We start from the raw sequence: 16568 nt of genomic DNA on the forward strand, positions 1-16568 counted from the left end.
ACGGCCTCGTCGCAGTACCGGTCCGGCGGATGCCCCGACCGATCCTCTGCGGCTTCAGTCCGCCTCTTCCGTGAAGAACTCCGGCGGAGCCTGCAGGTCGTGAGCGCGGAACAGAACGGCGTGCTCGACGCCCATCGCCTTGCCGCTCATCGCCGCGAACTTCGGGATGAAGTCAGCCGGCGCCGGGTGGTCCGGGAGCGCGGCCAGGTACTCCGCGTGCGCCTCCAGCGAGGCGATGCCGCGGCGCAGCGGTTCGCCCGTGACGTCGACGCCGTGGGTCGCGCCGTGACCGGGGAGTCCGGGAACGATGTACCAGCGCGCGGAGTGCGGTTCGAGGCCCTCGTCGTCGATCTGCTCCGGGAAGATCCAGCGGTTGCCCGCGTCGCGCAGCGCGTCGAGCGTTGCGAGGCCGGCGGCGCGGTGGTCGGCCTGGTCGAAGCCGAACGGCGTTTCGATCTCATAGCCGGTGCCGAGCACGACGTCCGGTTTGAACCGGCGGATCTCACGGCAGATGTCGCGGCGCAGGTCGAGGCCATGGACGAGGACGCCGTCCGGGTGTTCGAGGACGGTCAGGTGCTTGACGCCCACGACGGCGCAGGCGGCCTGCTGCTCGGCCACGCGCAGGCGTGCCGTTTCCTCCGGCGGGTTCGGCATGCCGGCCTCGCCGCGGGTGAGCAGGAGATAGCCGACCTCGATGCCGCGGGCGGTCCAGCGGGCGACGGCCGCGGACACGCCGTACTCCATGTCGTCCGGGTGTGCGACGACGCAGAGCACGCGCTGGAAGGACTCCTCGGGGAGGGCAGGCAGGGTCATGCGGCCATCCTTCCGGCTTTCCGGGCTTCGCGTGGATCATGAGTGAGGTGAGCCCTCACCTCCGACCGGCCGAGCGCGGGGATGTGCCCGCCCTCGTCCGGCTGCGCCTGGCCAACGCCGAACGCCACGTCCAGCTCGACCCCGACGTCTTTCGCGTTCCCGATGCCGCCGCTGTGCAGCGGCACTTCGAGGAGGTCGTCGGCTCTGCGCTGATCTCGGTCGCCGAGGTGGCGGGCGAGGTGGTCGGCATGGCGGAGGTGGTGTTGCTGCCACCGCCGCCCGACCACCAGATCCTGGTGCCGCGCCGCGGAGCCGACGTCCACACCGTGGTGCTGGACGGCTTTCGCGGACAGGGCGTCGGTGCGGCGCTGGTCCAGGAGGCGGAAGAGGTGGCTGCGGCTCACGGCGCTTCGGTCGTGTTCGCGGGCATCTTCGCCACCAACGAGGACGCCGTCGGCTTCTACTCGGCGTCGGGGTTCGGGCCGCGTGGGATCCTGTTGAGCAAGTCGTGCGGCTGACGGTTCTCGGCAGCTGCGGCGCCTACCCGGAGCCGGGGCGGGCGTGCAGCGGGTTCGCCGTCGAGGAGTCCGGCTTCCGGGTCGTCCTGGACCTGGGCTACGGCACGCTGCCCCGGTTGCTGGAGCTGTGGCCGGAGGGGCCGGATGCTGTGGTGATCACGCACGAGCATCCCGATCACTGCGCTGACCTGCACGGCTTGTTCCGGATGCAGCACTACGGACGGCGTGGGCGGTTGCCGTTGTACTGCCCGCCGGGGGTGCTCGGCACCGTGCAGGGTCTCGAACCGGACGTGCCACTGGACGAGGTCTTCGACGTCTTCGAGCTGCCGGGCTCGTGGGATGTCGGACCGTTCAGGCTGACCGGGGTCGACCTGCCGCACTTCGTCCCGAACGCGGGCGTCCGGCTGGAGTCGTCCCGTGTCCTCGCCTACACCGGTGACACCGGTCCTTCGCCGGCGTTGTCCGCGCTGGGAGGGGACGCGGACCTGTTCATCGTCGAGGCGACCGACCGGCCCGGCGACACCTCCGGCCTGCTGATGACGTCGGCGGCAGCGGGAGCGTGGGCGCGGCAGGCCGGGGCCCGTCGTCTGATGCTCACGCACTTCTGGCCGGGCAACGACCGGTTCGCGGCCGTGGCCGCAGCGCGCGCAGAGTTCACCGGAGAGATCTTCGCCGCCTCCGAAGGTGACGTTTACGCACTTGGCTGACGTCAGTCCACGTTGACGACGCACGTTTGTCAGCCTAGCCTGACAAACGTGGACGAGCTCACGCGTCAGATCAACTCCGTCGATCCCGCGACCAGCCTGCGCGCCGTCGGGGCACTGCGCCGCCTCGCCGAACACGTCGAGGCGGTCTCCGTGGCCCGCGCCAGGGAACAGGGCTGGTCGTGGGAACAGATCGGTGACGCGCTGGGCATGTCCCGTCAGTCCGTGCACGCCAAGTACAGGGGGACGACGTGAAACAGGTGCGCACTCGCGTGATCATGGCCGCGCAGGCCGAGGCCCAACGCAGGGGCGACCGCCGCCTCTCCACCGAACACCTGCTCCTCGGCCTGCTGCACGAGCCGGCCGCCGTCACCGCACTCGGCGTCGATCTGGCCACCGCCCGTGCAGGCCTGGAAGGCCTCGACCGAGCCGCGCTCACCGCGATCGGCATCGACACCGGCGAGTTCGCCGCGACCGTCGTGCCCGCCGCGACCAAACGCCCGCCCCTGACCACGGCCGCCCGCGCCACCCTGCTCCGCGCGATCAAACCGACCCCGCGAAGCAGGGCCGTCCATCCGACCGCCGAACAGTTCGTCCTGGCTCTGCTCGCCAACGACCGGCCGGACCCGGCCGCCGACCTGCTGGCTCACCTCGGCGTCGACACGGCCGCCGTGCGCGCCCGTCTGTCATGAACCGCCTGGCGCTCTGCGGCGTGATCGCGGGCCCGCTCTTCGTCCTGACGTTCCTGATCAACGGCGCCCTGGTCCCGGACTACTCGCCCCTGCGCCACCCGGTCAGCTCGCTGCAGCTGGCGAGCTGGGTCCAGACCGCGAACTTCATCGTGGCCGGCACGCTCGTGGTGGCGTTCGCCATCGGCACCCGCATCGGGTTCTGGGGATCGCTGCTCATCGGCGCCGTCGGCATCGGCCTGATCGGCTCCGGCATCTTCACGACCGACCCGGTCAGCGGCTATCCGCCGGGAAGCCCTGCCCTGTCCGAGTACACCTGGCACGGCCTGGTGCACGACCTGTTCGCCATACCGACGTTCGTGGGCTGGCCGCTCGCCTGCTTCGTTCTCGCTCGCCGCTTCCGCCCGTGCTTCTCGATCACGTCGGGCGTGGCGTTCATCGCGATGTTCCTCCTGAGCAGCGCCGCCTTCGCCCAGACACCGGGCCTGGTGGAGTTCGGCGGGCTCTTCCAACGCCTCACCGTCGCCATCGGCTTCACCTGGCTGACTGTCTTCGGCGCGGCAATGCTGGTCAACCGGCGTGACCTCGGCTAGACACGGTCTGTGCTGCACGACCCGCTCACAGGCCTGCCCGGACACGCACTGCTGCTCGACCGCCTTGAGCAGTCGCTGATCCGCGCCCGCACGCGCGGCACCCTCGTGACCCTCGTCCTGATCACGAGTCCGGACTCCCTGCTGGACGCGGCCCGCGCACTGCGGGCGGGCCTGCGCCCGGACTTCACCGTCGCCCGCTACGGCGACGCGGTCCTGGCCGTGCTCGCCGAACACGACTTCGGCGACGGCTCGCCGATCTCGTCGCTGATCAGGCAACTCGTCGGGGACAGCCCGCAGATCCACTGGGTGACGAGCGACGGTGACGCCGCTCCGGACGACATGATCGCCACCGCAGAGAACCGCTGAACGCGAAAATCCCCCGGACGGCACCGAGCCCCGGCGACACCGTCGTGTCGCCGGGGCTCAGCTTCTTACCGGAGGAGGGTGTTACAACTGCGGGGTGTTACAGCGAGCCGGTCACCGTCTGGAACAGGTTGGCCGGGTCGATCATGGCCAGCGCCGGGGTGTCCAGCGGCAGCTGCGGGAGCGAGCGCTCCTCGGCCTTCGGGGCCAGGCCCTGGGTCGGGTTCAGGTTGATACCCGAGAGGGAGGCCGGGCCGTCCAGCGGCAGAGCGGGCAGCGAGCGCTCGGTCGGCAGAGCGGGCAGCTGCACCGGCACCGGCAGGGCCGGGGCGGTCACCGGGAGGGACGGCAGCGAACGCTCGGCGGCGGCACCGGGGAGCAGGCCCTTGGCGGCCTCCAGCACCTGGCCCAGGGGCAGACCCTGGACGTTCGGGTTCAGGTTCGCCACGCCACCGAGGCCGGTCGGCAGCTCGGTGCGCTCCTGAGCGACACCGGGCAGCGCCGGGGTGGGCAGCTGGCCGGCCATCGCGGACAGGCCGTCAACGCTCGGCAGGCTGTTCACCGGCAGCTGGTCGATGCCGTGGAACGCCGGAACCTCGTTGGCCTTGAGCAGGCTGTCCACGCCCTTGGGCAGCTCGAGGCCCTTGAGCTGGGTGGCACGCAGGGTGCCCTGGTCCTCGCCGGTGAGCTGCGTGTCGTCGCTCGTGCCCGCGGTGGTCGCCTGGCCGAGGACCTCGACGGGAATGCGCGCGACCTTGGCAGCCGCCTCGACGGGGACGGTCATCTCGCGGGCGGTCAGCGGGCCGCTGCCGTCCGTCTCCATGTCGCCACCGGCCTGGGTGTGCGAGACCTTGTCGGTGACCGTGTTGGCCTGGCCCGCAGCCGCGATCGCGTTCGCGTAGAAGCCGACGATGGCGTTCGCGGGGACGTGGATCAGGTTGCCGGAGACCGAGGCGTCCTCGGCGGTGGAGGTGCTGTCGCCACCCGCCACGGTGTTGGTGTCGGTGACCGTGTCGGAGTTGGTGATGCCCGCCGCGGAGACCGAGTTGCCGGGCGCCGGGACGAACGGGGTGGCCTGCGCACCGATGAGGTTGCCGGACACCGAACCGCCGTCAGCGCTGCTGTCGACGTCGCCGCCAGCGACCGAGTCGAGGTCGTTGGTGACGGTGGAGTCGACGTTGCCGCCGCCGCCGACCGCCCAGCCCGGGACCTGCGTGGCGGACGCGACCGGAGCCGACACGACGTTGCCCGCGATCGAGCCCGCGTCACCGTCGGTGTGGGCGGGGCCGCCCGCCTTCATGTCGGTGGCGTTGTCACCGTTGGTCGAGTTGTTGCCGACCAGGGTGACGCCGTCGCCGAAGACCTGGGCCGGCGTCGAGGTCGGGGCCTGGACGATGTTGCCGGACACCGAGCTCTTCTTGCCGGTGGCCTTCGGGGCCCCGCCGGCGGTGACCGACGTGTCGTTCGAGGTGTCGGACTCGGTGTTGCCCACGAGACCGGCGGTGACCGCGAAGACCTGCGCCGCGGCCGCGGTGGGGGCGGTCACGACGTTGCTCGAGACCGTGCCCTTGTCGTCGACCGTGTTCGGCTGACCGCCGGAGCGGACGTCCTTGGTCTCGTCCGCCGAACCCGTGGCGGAACCGGCGGCCGCGCCGGCCAGGCCGTAGGCCTCGGCCGGAGCGGCCAGCGGGGTCTGCACCACGTTGCCGGAGACGACCGAGTCGTTGCCGGTCGTGCCCACGTAGCCCGAGGTACCCGACTTGACGTCGTTCTCGCAGGTGCCAGCCGCCTGGCCGGCGCCGGCGGCACCGTTGCCGCACACGTCCACGGCCGTGGCCGGGGGAGCGTCGACGATGTTGCCGGACAGGACCGAGTTGTCGCCCAGGGTGTAGCCGGGGCCACCCGCGGTCGACGTCGCGTCGTTCGTGTGGTCGGTCAGCGCGTTGCCGATGACCGCGGCACCGTTGCCACCCACGGCGGTGGGCAGCGAGATCGGCGCGTCGGCGATGTTGCCGGACCCCGTGGAGCCCGCACCGTTGGTGTTCTTCTGGCCACCCGCGATCGACTCGTTGGTCGTGTCGCTGATCGCCGTGGCGTTGCCACCACCGGCGACCGCGTTGTCGTCGACCGTGATCGGGCCGGCGAGCGCGGGCTCGACGATGTTGCCTGCGAGCGTGGCGGGGTCGCCGTCGGTCGCCGTGTTGCCACCGGCGTACGCGGTACCGGTCTGCGTCGACTGGGTGGCGGCGTTGGCCGCACCGGCGACCGCGTTGCCGTTCACCTCGAACAGCGGAGCCAGCGGGATCGGCACGGCGTTGCCGGAGATCGAGCTGTCCTTGCCGCTGGTGGCGACGTCGCCCTCGGAGGAGGCGAACGTGTCGGCGGTGGAGTTGGCCTCGGCGATGCCGACCGCGCCCACACCGTTGCCGGTGATCTGAATCGGCGTCGCGCCCTGCTCGGCCACGACGTTGCCGGAGACCGCGCCCTTGTCACCGTTCGTGGTGATGGGGCCGCCGGTCGTCGACACCTGCGAAGCGTCGGTCGCCGTGACGGCGTTGCCGCCCGCCGCGATCGCGTTGCCGGTGAGCTGGATCGGCAGGATGTGGTTGACGGCGACGACGTTGCCGGCGAGAGCCTGGCCTTCGCCGTCGGTGACGATGCTGCCGTCGCGGTGCGTCACCTGGTCGCAGTCGCCGGCCGCCTCGGCGTTGCCGAGGACCGCGATCGCGTTGCCGCAGATGTGGATCGGCACATCGACGTGTGCCTGGACCGTGTTGCCGCGGAGCAGGCCCTGCGCGGCAGCCAGCTGCACGCGGTCGGTGGCCTGCTTGATCAGCGGGTGGGCGACGGGCGCAGCCGTGCGGACTGGCACCGCGCTGGTGACGCGGTCCGTGCTGATCGTGCGGTCGATCTTGGGAACGTTCAGGTTCTTGGCGGGGGTGCCCAGGTTGTTCTGGTCCACCTTCACCGGAACCGAAACGCCCACGTCAACGGGCGACGGTGCTGAGTCGGGGTTGACGTTCTCCTGGGCAGAAGCGATGCCCGTACCGAGCATCAGCAAACCACCAGTGACAAACGCGGACTGGATTCCGCGCTTTGCCCAGGTCTGCATTGGGTCTCCTTCCAAATGTCCCGTCTCGACGACGGGGGTTCTGGGGGTGGGGCCGGACGCGCTTGGGGAAGGCGCGTCATCACCGGGGGAGGCGCACGCGGTGAGCGACCGGAAGGAGCGCAAGAAAAGCGCGACGGTCGACTTCCGGACAGCCGGGGAGGTTGCTGCCGCGGACCGCGCGCTGGAATCAGTCGGGGTTGATACCGGGCTGCTTGCCCGGCGTGACGGTCACCTCGTCGGTGGACGGCGCGAGAGCGCGCGTCACCGAGGTGCCGTGGGTGCCGGACGCAGCCAGAGCAGCGGACTTGCCGCCGTTCGCGGAACCAGAACCGTCGGAGCACGAAGTGCACTGCACCGGCGCGGGGGCCGGGACGGGCAGCTTCGGGAACGGGTTGCTGGGCAGGGACGGACGCTGCTCGACGGGCACGACGAAGTCGCCCGACTCCAGCAGATCCGTCCACGTGGCACCGGAGGGACCGGTGAACTGCGAGACCACCGGGGCCGGCGACTGTCCGGCATCGGCGGGGGGAGCCGGGATCTCCGGGAACGTCACGTCCATCGACCGCGCCGTGGCGGGGGCGTGGGACTGACCGATCCTGGTGACCTGCGGCAGGATCCGCTCGGCGATCTTTTCGACCGTCGTCTGGACCTGCACGTCCGGCAGGGCGGCGCGAGCCTTCTGCTGCTCGGCGCGCAGCGTTTCGTCGATCTTGTGCACTGCGGCGGCAGCGGGGACGACGACCGGCAGCTTCTCGTCCACAGAGACGATCTTGGTGACGGCGTCGAACTGCTGCACGTCTTCCGCAGCGTGCGCGGAAGACGTGGTCAGCGCCCAGGCAACGGCCGTACCCGCGATCGCACCACCGACAGCGAGCAGCGCTCGGGTGGCGAACCGGCGGATGCCGTTCGCTCCCGTCTTCGCTCGCAGATCGGCGGAGAACAACGCAGGAAACCTCGCTACTCGGTGGCGCTCAAGGGATTCGCCGACGATCAACGTGATCAAGTCGACGTCGGCGACTCTGCCAGTCCCGGCACCCCGAATGCACGCCCAGAGCACTCGGTTAACTACATCGTGTGAACGCACCGCCCAAGATCAAACCCGTTTCAGCACGCGAGCCGCGCCGGCCGCCGCGGTCGAGGCCAGCACCCAGCCCACGGCGACGAGCAGGGACGAGATCCACTGTGACGCGCCCGTGAACTGCCACTTCCCGTCGTGGCCGAAGTCGATGATCGGGATCAGCAGGTCCAGGGCGAGGAGCCAGGCGTTCCACACCGGGTCCTCGTCCTTGTTGAGCCTGACCATCGGGTGCCAGTTGAACCAGAGCGCGCCGCCCAGCCAGAACACGCCGAGCCAGCAGATCGCGAGCCACGGCCGGTAGCCGTAACCGACTGTCCACCGCTGCACCGCGCCCCAGACCCGCCCGGCCTTGCCGAGCTCGGAGTAGCGGCGGCGTTGCTTCTCCAGCTGGACCTTCTGCGCGAGCTCTTCCTCGCCACCCTGCTGGTAGACGGCGGCGAGCTGCTCGTACGGTCCTGGAGCGAAGTCCGGCTGCACCTTGAGCAGCCACCTCAGCCGGGTCTCCACCGGCACGTCGGGATCAGCGGTGATGCCGGCGAACTCGAAGTCGTCGACGGCCACGCCGCCTTCCGCATCCCACAGACCCGGTCCGTCGGTGACCGACACCGCCTTCAACCGGCTCAGCACGACCTTGCCCTTGGGCTGCTGGCCGGCGGGGATGTGCAGGCGGAACTGGTGCACGGTGAGGCCGTACGCGTTGAGCGCGATGTCCGCGGTGCTCGAGCCGAGGTGCGAGTCGCTGAACGTCGCCATCTTGCCGACCTCGCCCAGCCGGATCCGCACACCGCCGACCGCGGTGAACCCGCGGCTGCACAGCAGGTCCTTGCCGATCGTGATGGCGCGGGCGTCGAGCGACGGCTTCTGCGTCTTGTTGGCGCGCAACCGGGGCAGGGTCAGCTCGGCGCCGGAGAGGTCCAGCGTGGAGCCGATGTTCGCGTTCTGCAGGCGGATCGAGCCCTTGGCCCTGAGCTCGCGCAGGAAGAGCGTGCCGCCGATCTGCAGGCGGTCGGCGAACAGGACGTCGATGCCGGGCCCGTGCAGCGACACCCCGGACATGCTGGCGCTGCCCTGGATCTGCGCGTTCGACAGCCGCACCTGGCCGTAGGTCTGCAACGGCAGTGATCGGATGCCCGCGCCGTTGACCGCGCTGCGGGCCTCGACGTCGCCGCGGACCTGCATGCCGTCCGCGTGCAGTGCGACGGGAATGCGGTTGGTGACGTCACCTGCGAGCTCCTCTGCGACGTCGCGCGGCCCGATCACCGCGCCGGACAGCCGGAGGTAGCCGCCGATGATCGCGTTGGGCAGCCGGACCGTGCCGGTGCTGGTGAAGCCGTCGTCCAGTTCGACGTTGCCCTCGACCCGGATGCGGTCGCCCACCAGCGTCGCCGCCTCGTCGGCCAGTCCGTGCGGCAGCACCAGCACCTGGTTCTCGACGCGGTGGGTGGAGTTCAGCCTGGCGCCGGTGAACTCGAGGTTCCCGCCGACCCGCGCGCCGTCGAACAGCACCCGGCCGTCCGCGGTGAACCTGCCACCCTCGGCGTTGCAGAAGATGTTGCCCGCGACGACGATGCCGGACGCCTCCAGCGCGTCCCTGCCTGTGTTGATCAGCCGCGCGCCGCCCAGGTGGACGCTGCCGCCGATCGTCGCGCCCCTCAGCCGGACCTCGCCGTTGGCGCGCATCGCGATGGCCTGGACGGATCCGCTCACCCGGAGACGAGCACCGAGGAAAGCGTGGGACGTCTCGCTCCTCAGCACCGCGCCGGCCAGCCGGAGGGTGCCGTCGACGGCGGCGTCGGTGAGGTCGACCGTGCCGGTGCAGGTGAAGCCGGCTTCGAGGACCAGGTCGCTGAAGACGCGGAGGTTGCGGCCCTGCAGGCCGGGGACGCGGGTGCCGCGGAGCCGGAGCCCGATGAGCCTCGCCATCCGGAGGTCCAGCGGTTCCTCGAACGTGCAGTGGGTGAGGTCGATGACCCGCGTCACACGGGTGCCTTCGAGCTCGAAGCTGCCGGTGATCCGCGCGTTTCGCAGTCGGAGCGCGGGCAATCCCTTGCGCGGTACGCGGTACATGCCGGTCAGCAACCCGGTGAGCACCTCGCCGCGGACGCTCTGTCCGGTCAGGTCGATCTCGGTGCCGCCCGCATAGGATCCGGCGACCTGGCGTTCGATCTCGGTCAAGTCTTCCGGCTTGATCACTTTCGTCCTCCCCTGACGAACGGATCATCCCTATCAGGTTCCGCGTCCGCCAGGGTCCGAACAGTTAACGTGAGGCACGTGAGCGCACCGGAGTCGGAGATCAGCAGCCGCGTTCCACTGCTGCTGCGGGTAAGTGCCGCGTTGAGCTGGCGGTTCGTCGTTGTGGTGGCCGCGTTGTACGTGGTCGCGTACGTGCTGGGCTTCCTCGCTTCGATCGTGATCCCCGTCGCAATCGCGCTCCTGCTCGCCGCCCTGCTCTCGCCCGGCGTGGCGAAGCTCGTCGAGTGGCGGGTGCCGCGCGGCGTGGCGACGACCGTGATGATGATCATCGGTATCGGCGTGCTCGGCGGTGTGCTGACGTTCGTGATCAGTGAGTTCTCCCGCGGTCTGCCCGAGCTGCAGACGCAGGTGGGCGCTTCGCTCGACACGATCCAGAAGTGGCTGAAGGACGGGCCGGCGCACCTGTCGGACGCGCAGCTGCAGAACTACATCGACGAGATCGTGAAGACGATCAAGGAGAACCAGGCCGAGATCACGTCCGGTGCGCTGACCACCGCCGCGACGCTGGGCGAGGTGCTGACCGGGCTGTTGCTCGCCCTGTTCACGCTCATCTTCTTCTTGCACGACGGTGACGGGATCTGGCGGTTCGTGACCCGTGCGGTGCCTCGCGACGTGCGCAAGCGTGTCGACGTGGCCGGCCGCCGCGGGTTCAGCTCTCTCGTTTCTTATGTGCGTGCCACGGCAGCGGTCGCGGTCGTCGACGCCGTTGGTGTCGGTATCGGTCTGGCGATCATCGGTGTCCCGCTGGTGGTGCCGCTGTCGGCGTTGGTGTTCCTCGGTGCGTTCATCCCGATCATCGGTGCGGTCTTCACGGGCGCCGTGGCGGTTTTGATCGCGTTGGTGACCAACGGGCCGATCGCCGCGCTGGTGGTCCTCGCGGTGCTCATCGGTGTGATGCAGCTGGAGTCGCACGTGCTGCAGCCGCTGTTGCTGGGGCGCGCGGTGAAGCTGCACCCGTTGGCGGTGGTGATCGCCATCGCCGTCGGGTTGGTCGTGGGTGGCATCGCCGGTGCGCTGCTCGCGGTGCCGTTGCTGGCGGTGCTGAACTCCGGGATCCGGTCGCTGGTGTCGGACGCGGACGCGCAGGAGGACCCGGAGAAGGTGGACGTGCTCAACCCGCAGGACACCGCGCCGAAGGACGACAAGAGCGAGCGGGTCGAAGAGCTCTAGTGCCGTGGCAGGCGGCCTTTGCCCCGTGTTCGGCGGTCAGCGGTGAAGACGCGGTGAAGGTTGGCTGTCGCGGCACTAGGCCATCGAGACCAGGTTGCGGCCGTACGCCTTGGCCGCGAGCAACGCGGCATCGGCCGCCACCAACAGGTCCGGCAGCTCGTAGCCGAACCGCGTCGTGGTGGCGACACCGATCGACACGGTCAGCCCGCGCAGCTCGTGCGGCTTCCCGTCCGTCGCCATCGTCGGCACGCGAAGCGCTGCCACGGCCTTGCGCACCCGTTCCGCCACCGACTCGGCCTCGTCCGGCGTGGCCTCGGGCAGCAGGACGACGAACTCCTCGCCGCCGAACCGGCCTACGAGATCACCACGGCGAACGGTGCCGCGCAGCAACAACGAGATGGCGGCGAGAGCGGCGTCGCCGGCGAGGTGGCCCACCTCGTCGTTGACCTTCTTGAAGTGGTCGAGGTCGAGCAGCATCACGGCCATCGGACGGGCGCGGGCCGAGGCCTTGGTCAGCTCGTAGCGGGCGCGACTGTCCCAGTGCACGGCGTTGGCGAGGCCGGTCTTGGCGTCGCGCTGGGCCGAGCGGCGCCACTGCGGGAGCTGGGCTGCGCGTTCCAGCAGGAGCAGGGGCGGGCCCGCGATCAGTGCGTGGACGGCGTTGGACTCCGCGACGCAGCCCATGAGGCCACCGATGGACACCGCGACGATGCCGAGGACCACGTCGATGGGTTCGCCGACGTTCTCCTCGAAGGTCGCGGCCGGGCGGCGGAGCTTCAGGCCGACCGAGATCAGGGCCGCGCGCAGGGCCAGGAGCACGGTGGCTCCCAAGACCATGATCAGCAGGCTCGCGTGCGAGTCCGCCCAGCCGAGCAGGTAGCGGGTGGCGAAGACGGCGAGGGTCGTGGCGCTGAGCGTGAACAACCAGCGGTACATCTCCGGGCGTTGCGCCAGCAGGCAGTGCAGCGCGGGGCCGAAGAGCAGCAGGACCATCAGGTTCGGGGGCAGCGCGAGGATGCCCGCCGTCAGGTAGGAGAGGTGCGCTGCCCACGGGTTGCGCTCGGTCTCACCCAGGCGGTGGCTGTAGATCGAACTGGCGATGATCACGGCGCCCGCGGTGCCGGCGATGGCGGCGAAACGGCCGATTTCGGACGGTGACGGGGTGGGCGTGGAGATGATCACGTAGGTGACGAGGACCAGAGCGGCCAGGTCGATGATCAACCAGTAACAGAGCGCGGGCCGCCGCAAAGTCCACACCGGCCAGTCCCGCACCTGTATTGCCCTCCCCCCAACCGGGAGCGCTGCCCCGAACCCGGAGAGCGTCGCACATTCCTCCGTTCGGCAGAAGACGGCCACCTGGGGGTTAGCCAGCGCACGTTCACGCGGCAGGATGGTGTCCGAAAGGAGCACAGAGTGCCCAATCTGCCTGCCGAACGTGTGACGAAGGTGATCGACGACCCGGCCACACCGCTGTGGCGCGGGACGATTGCGCTACGCATAGTCACATTTCTCTTCGCGGCGGCGAACGTGATCGCGAACCAATCCGGTTACATCCGCCCCTGGCTCGCGTGGACGACGCTCGGAGTGATGGCGCTGTGGTCCGTTTTCACCAGCCGCGCCTACAGCACCACCTGGGGCAGGCGGTGGCCGGTCGTGCTGATCGACCTCGCGCTGACCTGCGGGCTCATGTCGCTGTCGCCGTTGATCATGTCCGACCACCAGCTGCTGACCCTGAACGTGCCGCTGATCACCACGATCTGGGCGTGCGTGCCCGCGGTGGCGCTGGGCGCGCTCGGCGGGTCGTTCGCCGGTTTCGCGGGCGGCATGACGGTCGGCCTCTTCACCTATCTGTCCAAGGGCGTGCCGAGTCTCGACCTGCTGCGCGACGTGGTGCTGCTGGCGGGTGCCGGCATGGTCGTCGGCATGGCGTCGGCGACGGCACGGCGTTCGGCGGTGCGGCTGGCCCAGGCGTTGCGCACGGAAGCGGCGACGGCGGAACGCGAACGGCTCGCGCGCTCGATCCACGACAGTGTCCTGCAGGTGCTCGCCCGCGTCCGCAAGCGTGGACTGGAAGTCGGTGGTGAGGCCGCGGAACTGGCCAAGCTCGCGGGCGAACAAGAGGTGGCGCTCCGCAACCTGGTGGCCGCCGCACCCACCGACTCCACTGTGGATGGAGAGATCGACCTGCGTCCCGGCCTGCAGCTCCTCGCCACACCGAAGATCCAGGTGTCCACTCCGGCCACTCAGGTCATGCTCACCGCGACGACCGCGGTCGAGCTCACCTCGCTGGTCCGCGAAGCACTGTCCAACGTGGACAAGCACGCGGGTGAGGACGCTCGGGCGTGGGTGCTGCTCGAGGACCTCGGAGAGGAAATCGTGCTGAGCGTCAGGGACGATGGTCCTGGCATCCCGGAAGGCCGGATCGCGTCCGCTGCCGCGGAAGGCAGGATGGGCATCGAAAAGTCGATCAAGGGCCGGGTGGAAGCGCTGGGCGGCACGCTGGAACTCCAGACCGGGCCGGGGGAGGGCACGGAATGGGAGGTTCGGGTGTTCAGGAAGGGGGCGGCAAGATGACGGTCACGGTGATGGTCGTGGACGACCACCCGATGTGGCGCGAAGGCGTCGCACGGGATCTGGCGGAGCGGGGCTTCGAGATCGTCGCGACCGCGGGTGACGCCGCCTCGGCAGTGCGCATCGCGAAGGCGGTGCGGCCCAACGTGGTGCTGATGGACCTCAACCTCGGCGAGCTCTCCGGCGTCGACGCCACCCTGCTGATCACCGGCGAGCTGCCGGACACGCGCGTGCTCGTCCTGTCCGCGTCCGGCGAGCACGACGACGTGCTGCAGGCCGTGAAGGCGGGCGCGTCCGGCTACCTCGTGAAGTCGGCGTCCGCGGACGAGCTGGTCGAGGCCGTGACCCGCACCGCGGCCGGCGACGCCGTGTTCACCGCGGGGCTGGCCGGGCTGGTACTCGGCGAGTACCGGCGGATGGCCGCCGCGCCGGACGACTCCGACGAGAAGCCGCAGCTCACCGACCGGGAGACCGAGGTGCTGCGACTCGTGGCGAAGGGTCTGACCGCACGTCAGATCGCGAACCGCCTGGTGATCTCCCACCGCACGGTCGAGAACCACGTGCAGTCGACCCTGCGCAAACTGCAACTGCACAACCGGGTGGAGCTGGCGCGTTATGCCATCGAGCACGGTCTCGACAGCGAACCGGAGGCAGAGAAATGACAGACCCGAGAGACTTACGCGTGTCCGACGCGGAACGTGAGCACGTCGTCAGCCTGCTGAACAAGGCGGTGGGCCGCGGCATGATCACTCTCGACGAGTTCACGACGCGCACGGACACCGCTCTCGCCGCGGTGACCAGGGCGGATCTGAACGCCGTGCTGGCCGACCTGCCCGGCATGGTCAACAGTGAGGGCGCCCATGCCCGCACCGAGCTGAAGAACTCGTTCGGCACCACGGTGCGCAAGGGTCACTGGGTCGTGCCGCGCGAACTGGTCATCCGCAACACGCTCGGCTCGACGAACCTCGACTTCACCGAGGCGGACGTGCCCCCGCTGGTCGACGTCGAGCTGGACGTGTCCGTGGGGTCGGTGAAGCTCGTGCTGCCGCCCACCGCCTCCGTGAACATCGACGCCGTCGAGATCCAGGCGGGCGAGATCAAGGACAAGGTCCGCAACGGTGTCGGCAACCCGCACTTCCACGTGCGCGGGTACGTCCGCGGCGGATCAGTGGTGATCAAGCGCAAGCGCTGATCTGCACTCACCCGTCGTGGCGCGCAGGATCGGGGCATGCGGTGTCTCGTGACCGGCGCGACCGGGTACCTCGGCGGACGGCTCGTGCCCAGGCTGCTGGCCGAAGGGCACCAGGTGCGCTGCCTGGTGCGCTCGCCGGAGAAGCTGCGCGACGTCCCGTGGGCCACCGACGTCGAGATCGTGCGCGGTGACGTGCTCGACGATCTCGGCGAGGCCATGCGGGACGTCGAGGTCGTGCACTACCTCGTGCACTCGTTGCACTCGAAGGACTTCGCGGGCGCCGACCGGGAGGCAGCTGAGAACACGGCTCGCGCAGCCGCGCGTGCGGGCGTGCGCCGGATCGTCTACCTGGGCGGGCTGCATCCCGAAGGCGTGCCGCTCTCCCCGCACCTGGCCTCCCGCAAGGAGGTCGGCGAGGTCTTCCTGCGGTCGCCTGTGCCCGCGGTGGTGCTGCAGGCGGCGGTGATCATCGGGTCCGGGTCGGCGTCGTTCGAGATGCTGCGGTACCTGACCGAACGGCTGCCGGTCATGGTCACGCCGCGGTGGGTGCACAACCGGATCCAGCCGATCGCGGTCAGGGACGTGCTGCGGTACCTGGTCGGCGCGACGAGCCTCGACGCGAACCGGACGTTCGACGTCGGCGGGCCGGACGTGCTCACGTACCTGGAGATGATGCTGCGGTACGCGCGGGTGGCCGGGCTGCCCAAGCGTCGCGTCCTGCCCGTGCCCGTGCTGACGCCGGGTCTGTCCTCGCACTGGGTCAACCTCGTCACGCCCGTCCCGCGGTCGATCGCGAAGCCGTTGATCGAGTCGTTGGTGCACGAGGTGGTGTGCCGCGAGAACGACATCCGTGAACTGCTGCCCGGTGAGAACGTCGGCTACGACAAGGCGGTCGAGCTCGCGCTGACCAAGAGCCGTGACGCCGACGTCGAGACCCGCTGGTCGGGAGCCTCCACGCCGGGCGCCCCGAGCGAACCTCTCCCGACCGACCCAGACTGGTCCGGCGGCTCCGTCTACACCGACGAACGCGAGCGACGGACCGAAGCGACGCCCGAACGACTGTGGGAAGTCGTCGAGGGCATCGGCGGCGAACGCGGCTGGTACTCGTTTCCGCTGGCCTGGGCGATCAGGGGGTGGCTCGATCGACTCGTCGGCGGGGTCGGGCTGAGACGAGGCAGGCGTGATCCACACCGGTTGCACGTGGGCGAGGCGCTCGACTTCTGGCGGGTCGAGGAGGTCGAACGCGGCCGGCTGCTTCGGTTGCGCGCGGAGATGAAGGTGCCGGGCAAGGCCTGGCTGGAACTTCGAGTGGCGGAGGGTGAGCGGGGCGGGTCCACTTACCGCCAACGCGCCGTGTTCGTGCCCAAAGGGCTTGCCGGACACCTCTACTGGGCGGTGGTCTGGCCGTTCCACGGCGTGGTGTTCGGCAGCATGGTGCGCAACATCGCCAATGAAGCTGAGCTGCACAAGAACTTCAGAAAGTCCTGATGGACTGCACAAGCAGCAAAGGGT

16 protein-coding genes are annotated in these 16568 nt (G+C 69.9%); 11 read left to right on the forward strand and 5 right to left on the reverse strand.

The genetic code is table 11. The features are described 5' to 3' along the window. Positions 1-54: 54 nt before the first annotated feature. Positions 55-813: a PIG-L deacetylase family protein gene (locus tag ABFX45_RS00655; RefSeq protein ID WP_109629922.1), complete on the reverse strand. Its 759-nt coding sequence runs from the start codon at positions 811-813 to the stop codon at positions 55-57. 47 nt (positions 814-860) lie between these two features. Here ABFX45_RS00655 and ABFX45_RS00660 point away from each other — a divergent pair, with 47 nt between their 5' ends. From ABFX45_RS00660 to ABFX45_RS00685, 6 genes are read left to right on the forward strand one after another with little or no spacing between them, the layout of a single operon-like run. Next, positions 861-1331, forward strand: a complete 471-nt coding sequence (locus ABFX45_RS00660) for a GNAT family N-acetyltransferase (RefSeq protein ID WP_346126831.1) — start codon at positions 861-863, stop codon at positions 1329-1331. Further along, a complete protein-coding gene (locus ABFX45_RS00665) occupies positions 1322-2038 on the forward strand; it encodes an MBL fold metallo-hydrolase (RefSeq protein WP_346126833.1) in 717 nt (238 codons plus the stop codon). The genes ABFX45_RS00660 and ABFX45_RS00665 overlap by 10 nt, the downstream gene beginning before the upstream one ends. Before the next feature lie 39 nt (positions 2039-2077). Beyond that, on the forward strand, positions 2078-2290 hold the full coding sequence (locus ABFX45_RS00670) for a helix-turn-helix domain-containing protein (protein ID WP_211337179.1): 213 nt from the start codon (positions 2078-2080) through the stop codon (positions 2288-2290). Between the two features lie 5 nt (positions 2291-2295). Continuing rightward, entirely contained in the window at positions 2296-2727 is a 432-nt protein-coding gene (locus ABFX45_RS00675; RefSeq protein ID WP_346126835.1) for a Clp protease N-terminal domain-containing protein, read from the forward strand. Further along, on the forward strand, positions 2724-3317 hold the full coding sequence (locus ABFX45_RS00680; RefSeq protein ID WP_346126837.1) for a DUF998 domain-containing protein: 594 nt from the start codon (positions 2724-2726) through the stop codon (positions 3315-3317). The genes ABFX45_RS00675 and ABFX45_RS00680 overlap by 4 nt, the downstream gene beginning before the upstream one ends. 9 nt (positions 3318-3326) lie before the next feature. Beyond that, complete coding sequence (locus tag ABFX45_RS00685; RefSeq protein WP_109629942.1) at positions 3327-3683, forward strand: nucleotidyl cyclase domain-containing protein; 357 nt, start codon at positions 3327-3329, stop codon at positions 3681-3683. 97 nt (positions 3684-3780) lie between these two features. Here ABFX45_RS00685 and ABFX45_RS00690 read toward each other — a convergent pair whose 3' ends face one another. From ABFX45_RS00690 to ABFX45_RS00700, 3 genes are all read right to left on the reverse strand, one after another. Next, the gene (locus ABFX45_RS00690; protein WP_346126840.1) at positions 3781-6792 is read right to left on the reverse strand and encodes a chaplin family protein; all 3012 of its coding nucleotides are present in this window, start codon (positions 6790-6792) and stop codon (positions 3781-3783) included. Between the two features lie 187 nt (positions 6793-6979). After that, complete coding sequence (locus ABFX45_RS00695; protein ID WP_109629950.1) at positions 6980-7735, reverse strand: hypothetical protein; 756 nt, start codon at positions 7733-7735, stop codon at positions 6980-6982. A 150-nt stretch (positions 7736-7885) separates the two neighbouring features. Then, positions 7886-10063: a translocation/assembly module TamB domain-containing protein gene (locus ABFX45_RS00700; RefSeq protein ID WP_109629955.1), complete on the reverse strand. Its 2178-nt coding sequence runs from the start codon at positions 10061-10063 to the stop codon at positions 7886-7888. Between the two features lie 78 nt (positions 10064-10141). Between ABFX45_RS00700 and ABFX45_RS00705 the strand changes: the two genes are divergently transcribed. Next, positions 10142-11293 carry an AI-2E family transporter gene (locus ABFX45_RS00705; RefSeq protein ID WP_109629958.1) on the forward strand — a complete coding sequence of 384 codons (1152 nt, stop codon included), beginning with the start codon at positions 10142-10144 and terminating at the stop codon, positions 11291-11293. A gap of 75 nt (positions 11294-11368) precedes the next feature. Here ABFX45_RS00705 and ABFX45_RS00710 read toward each other — a convergent pair whose 3' ends face one another. Continuing rightward, positions 11369-12565 carry a GGDEF domain-containing protein gene (locus tag ABFX45_RS00710; protein WP_109629962.1) on the reverse strand — a complete coding sequence of 399 codons (1197 nt, stop codon included), beginning with the start codon at positions 12563-12565 and terminating at the stop codon, positions 11369-11371. 141 nt (positions 12566-12706) lie between these two features. Here ABFX45_RS00710 and macS point away from each other — a divergent pair, with 141 nt between their 5' ends. From macS to ABFX45_RS00730, 4 genes are read left to right on the forward strand one after another with little or no spacing between them, the layout of a single operon-like run. Beyond that, positions 12707-13867: a MacS family sensor histidine kinase gene (gene macS / locus ABFX45_RS00715; protein ID WP_233439121.1), complete on the forward strand. Its 1161-nt coding sequence runs from the start codon at positions 12707-12709 to the stop codon at positions 13865-13867. Further along, positions 13864-14526, forward strand: coding sequence for a response regulator (locus ABFX45_RS00720; RefSeq protein ID WP_109629966.1), 663 nt, complete (start codon positions 13864-13866; stop codon positions 14524-14526). The genes macS and ABFX45_RS00720 overlap by 4 nt, the downstream gene beginning before the upstream one ends. Positions 14527-14546: 20 nt before the next feature. Then, complete coding sequence (locus ABFX45_RS00725) at positions 14547-15056, forward strand: DUF1707 SHOCT-like domain-containing protein (RefSeq protein ID WP_325051013.1); 510 nt, start codon at positions 14547-14549, stop codon at positions 15054-15056. Positions 15057-15092: 36 nt separating this feature from the next. Further along, positions 15093-16544 carry an SDR family oxidoreductase gene (locus ABFX45_RS00730; RefSeq protein ID WP_346126845.1) on the forward strand — a complete coding sequence of 484 codons (1452 nt, stop codon included), beginning with the start codon at positions 15093-15095 and terminating at the stop codon, positions 16542-16544. Positions 16545-16568: the final 24 nt, after the last annotated feature.

The sequence above is a fragment of the Lentzea roselyniae genome, assembly GCF_039537795.1.
In the GTDB taxonomy this organism is placed as follows: Bacteria; Actinomycetota; Actinomycetes; order Mycobacteriales; family Pseudonocardiaceae; genus Lentzea; species Lentzea atacamensis.

Excerpts from the sequence above, each read along its gene's own strand:
- ABFX45_RS00730 (WP_346126845.1), top strand. The coding sequence starts at position 15,093 with ATGCGGTGTCTCGTGACCGGCGCGACCGGGTACCTCGGCGGACGGCTC.
- ABFX45_RS00690 (WP_346126840.1), bottom strand. The coding sequence starts at position 6,792 with ATGCAGACCTGGGCAAAGCGCGGAATCCAGTCCGCGTTTGTCACTGGT.
- ABFX45_RS00720 (WP_109629966.1), top strand. The coding sequence starts at position 13,864 with ATGACGGTCACGGTGATGGTCGTGGACGACCACCCGATGTGGCGCGAA.
- ABFX45_RS00680 (WP_346126837.1), top strand. The coding sequence starts at position 2,724 with ATGAACCGCCTGGCGCTCTGCGGCGTGATCGCGGGCCCGCTCTTCGTC.
- ABFX45_RS00655 (WP_109629922.1), bottom strand. The coding sequence starts at position 813 with ATGACCCTGCCTGCCCTCCCCGAGGAGTCCTTCCAGCGCGTGCTCTGC.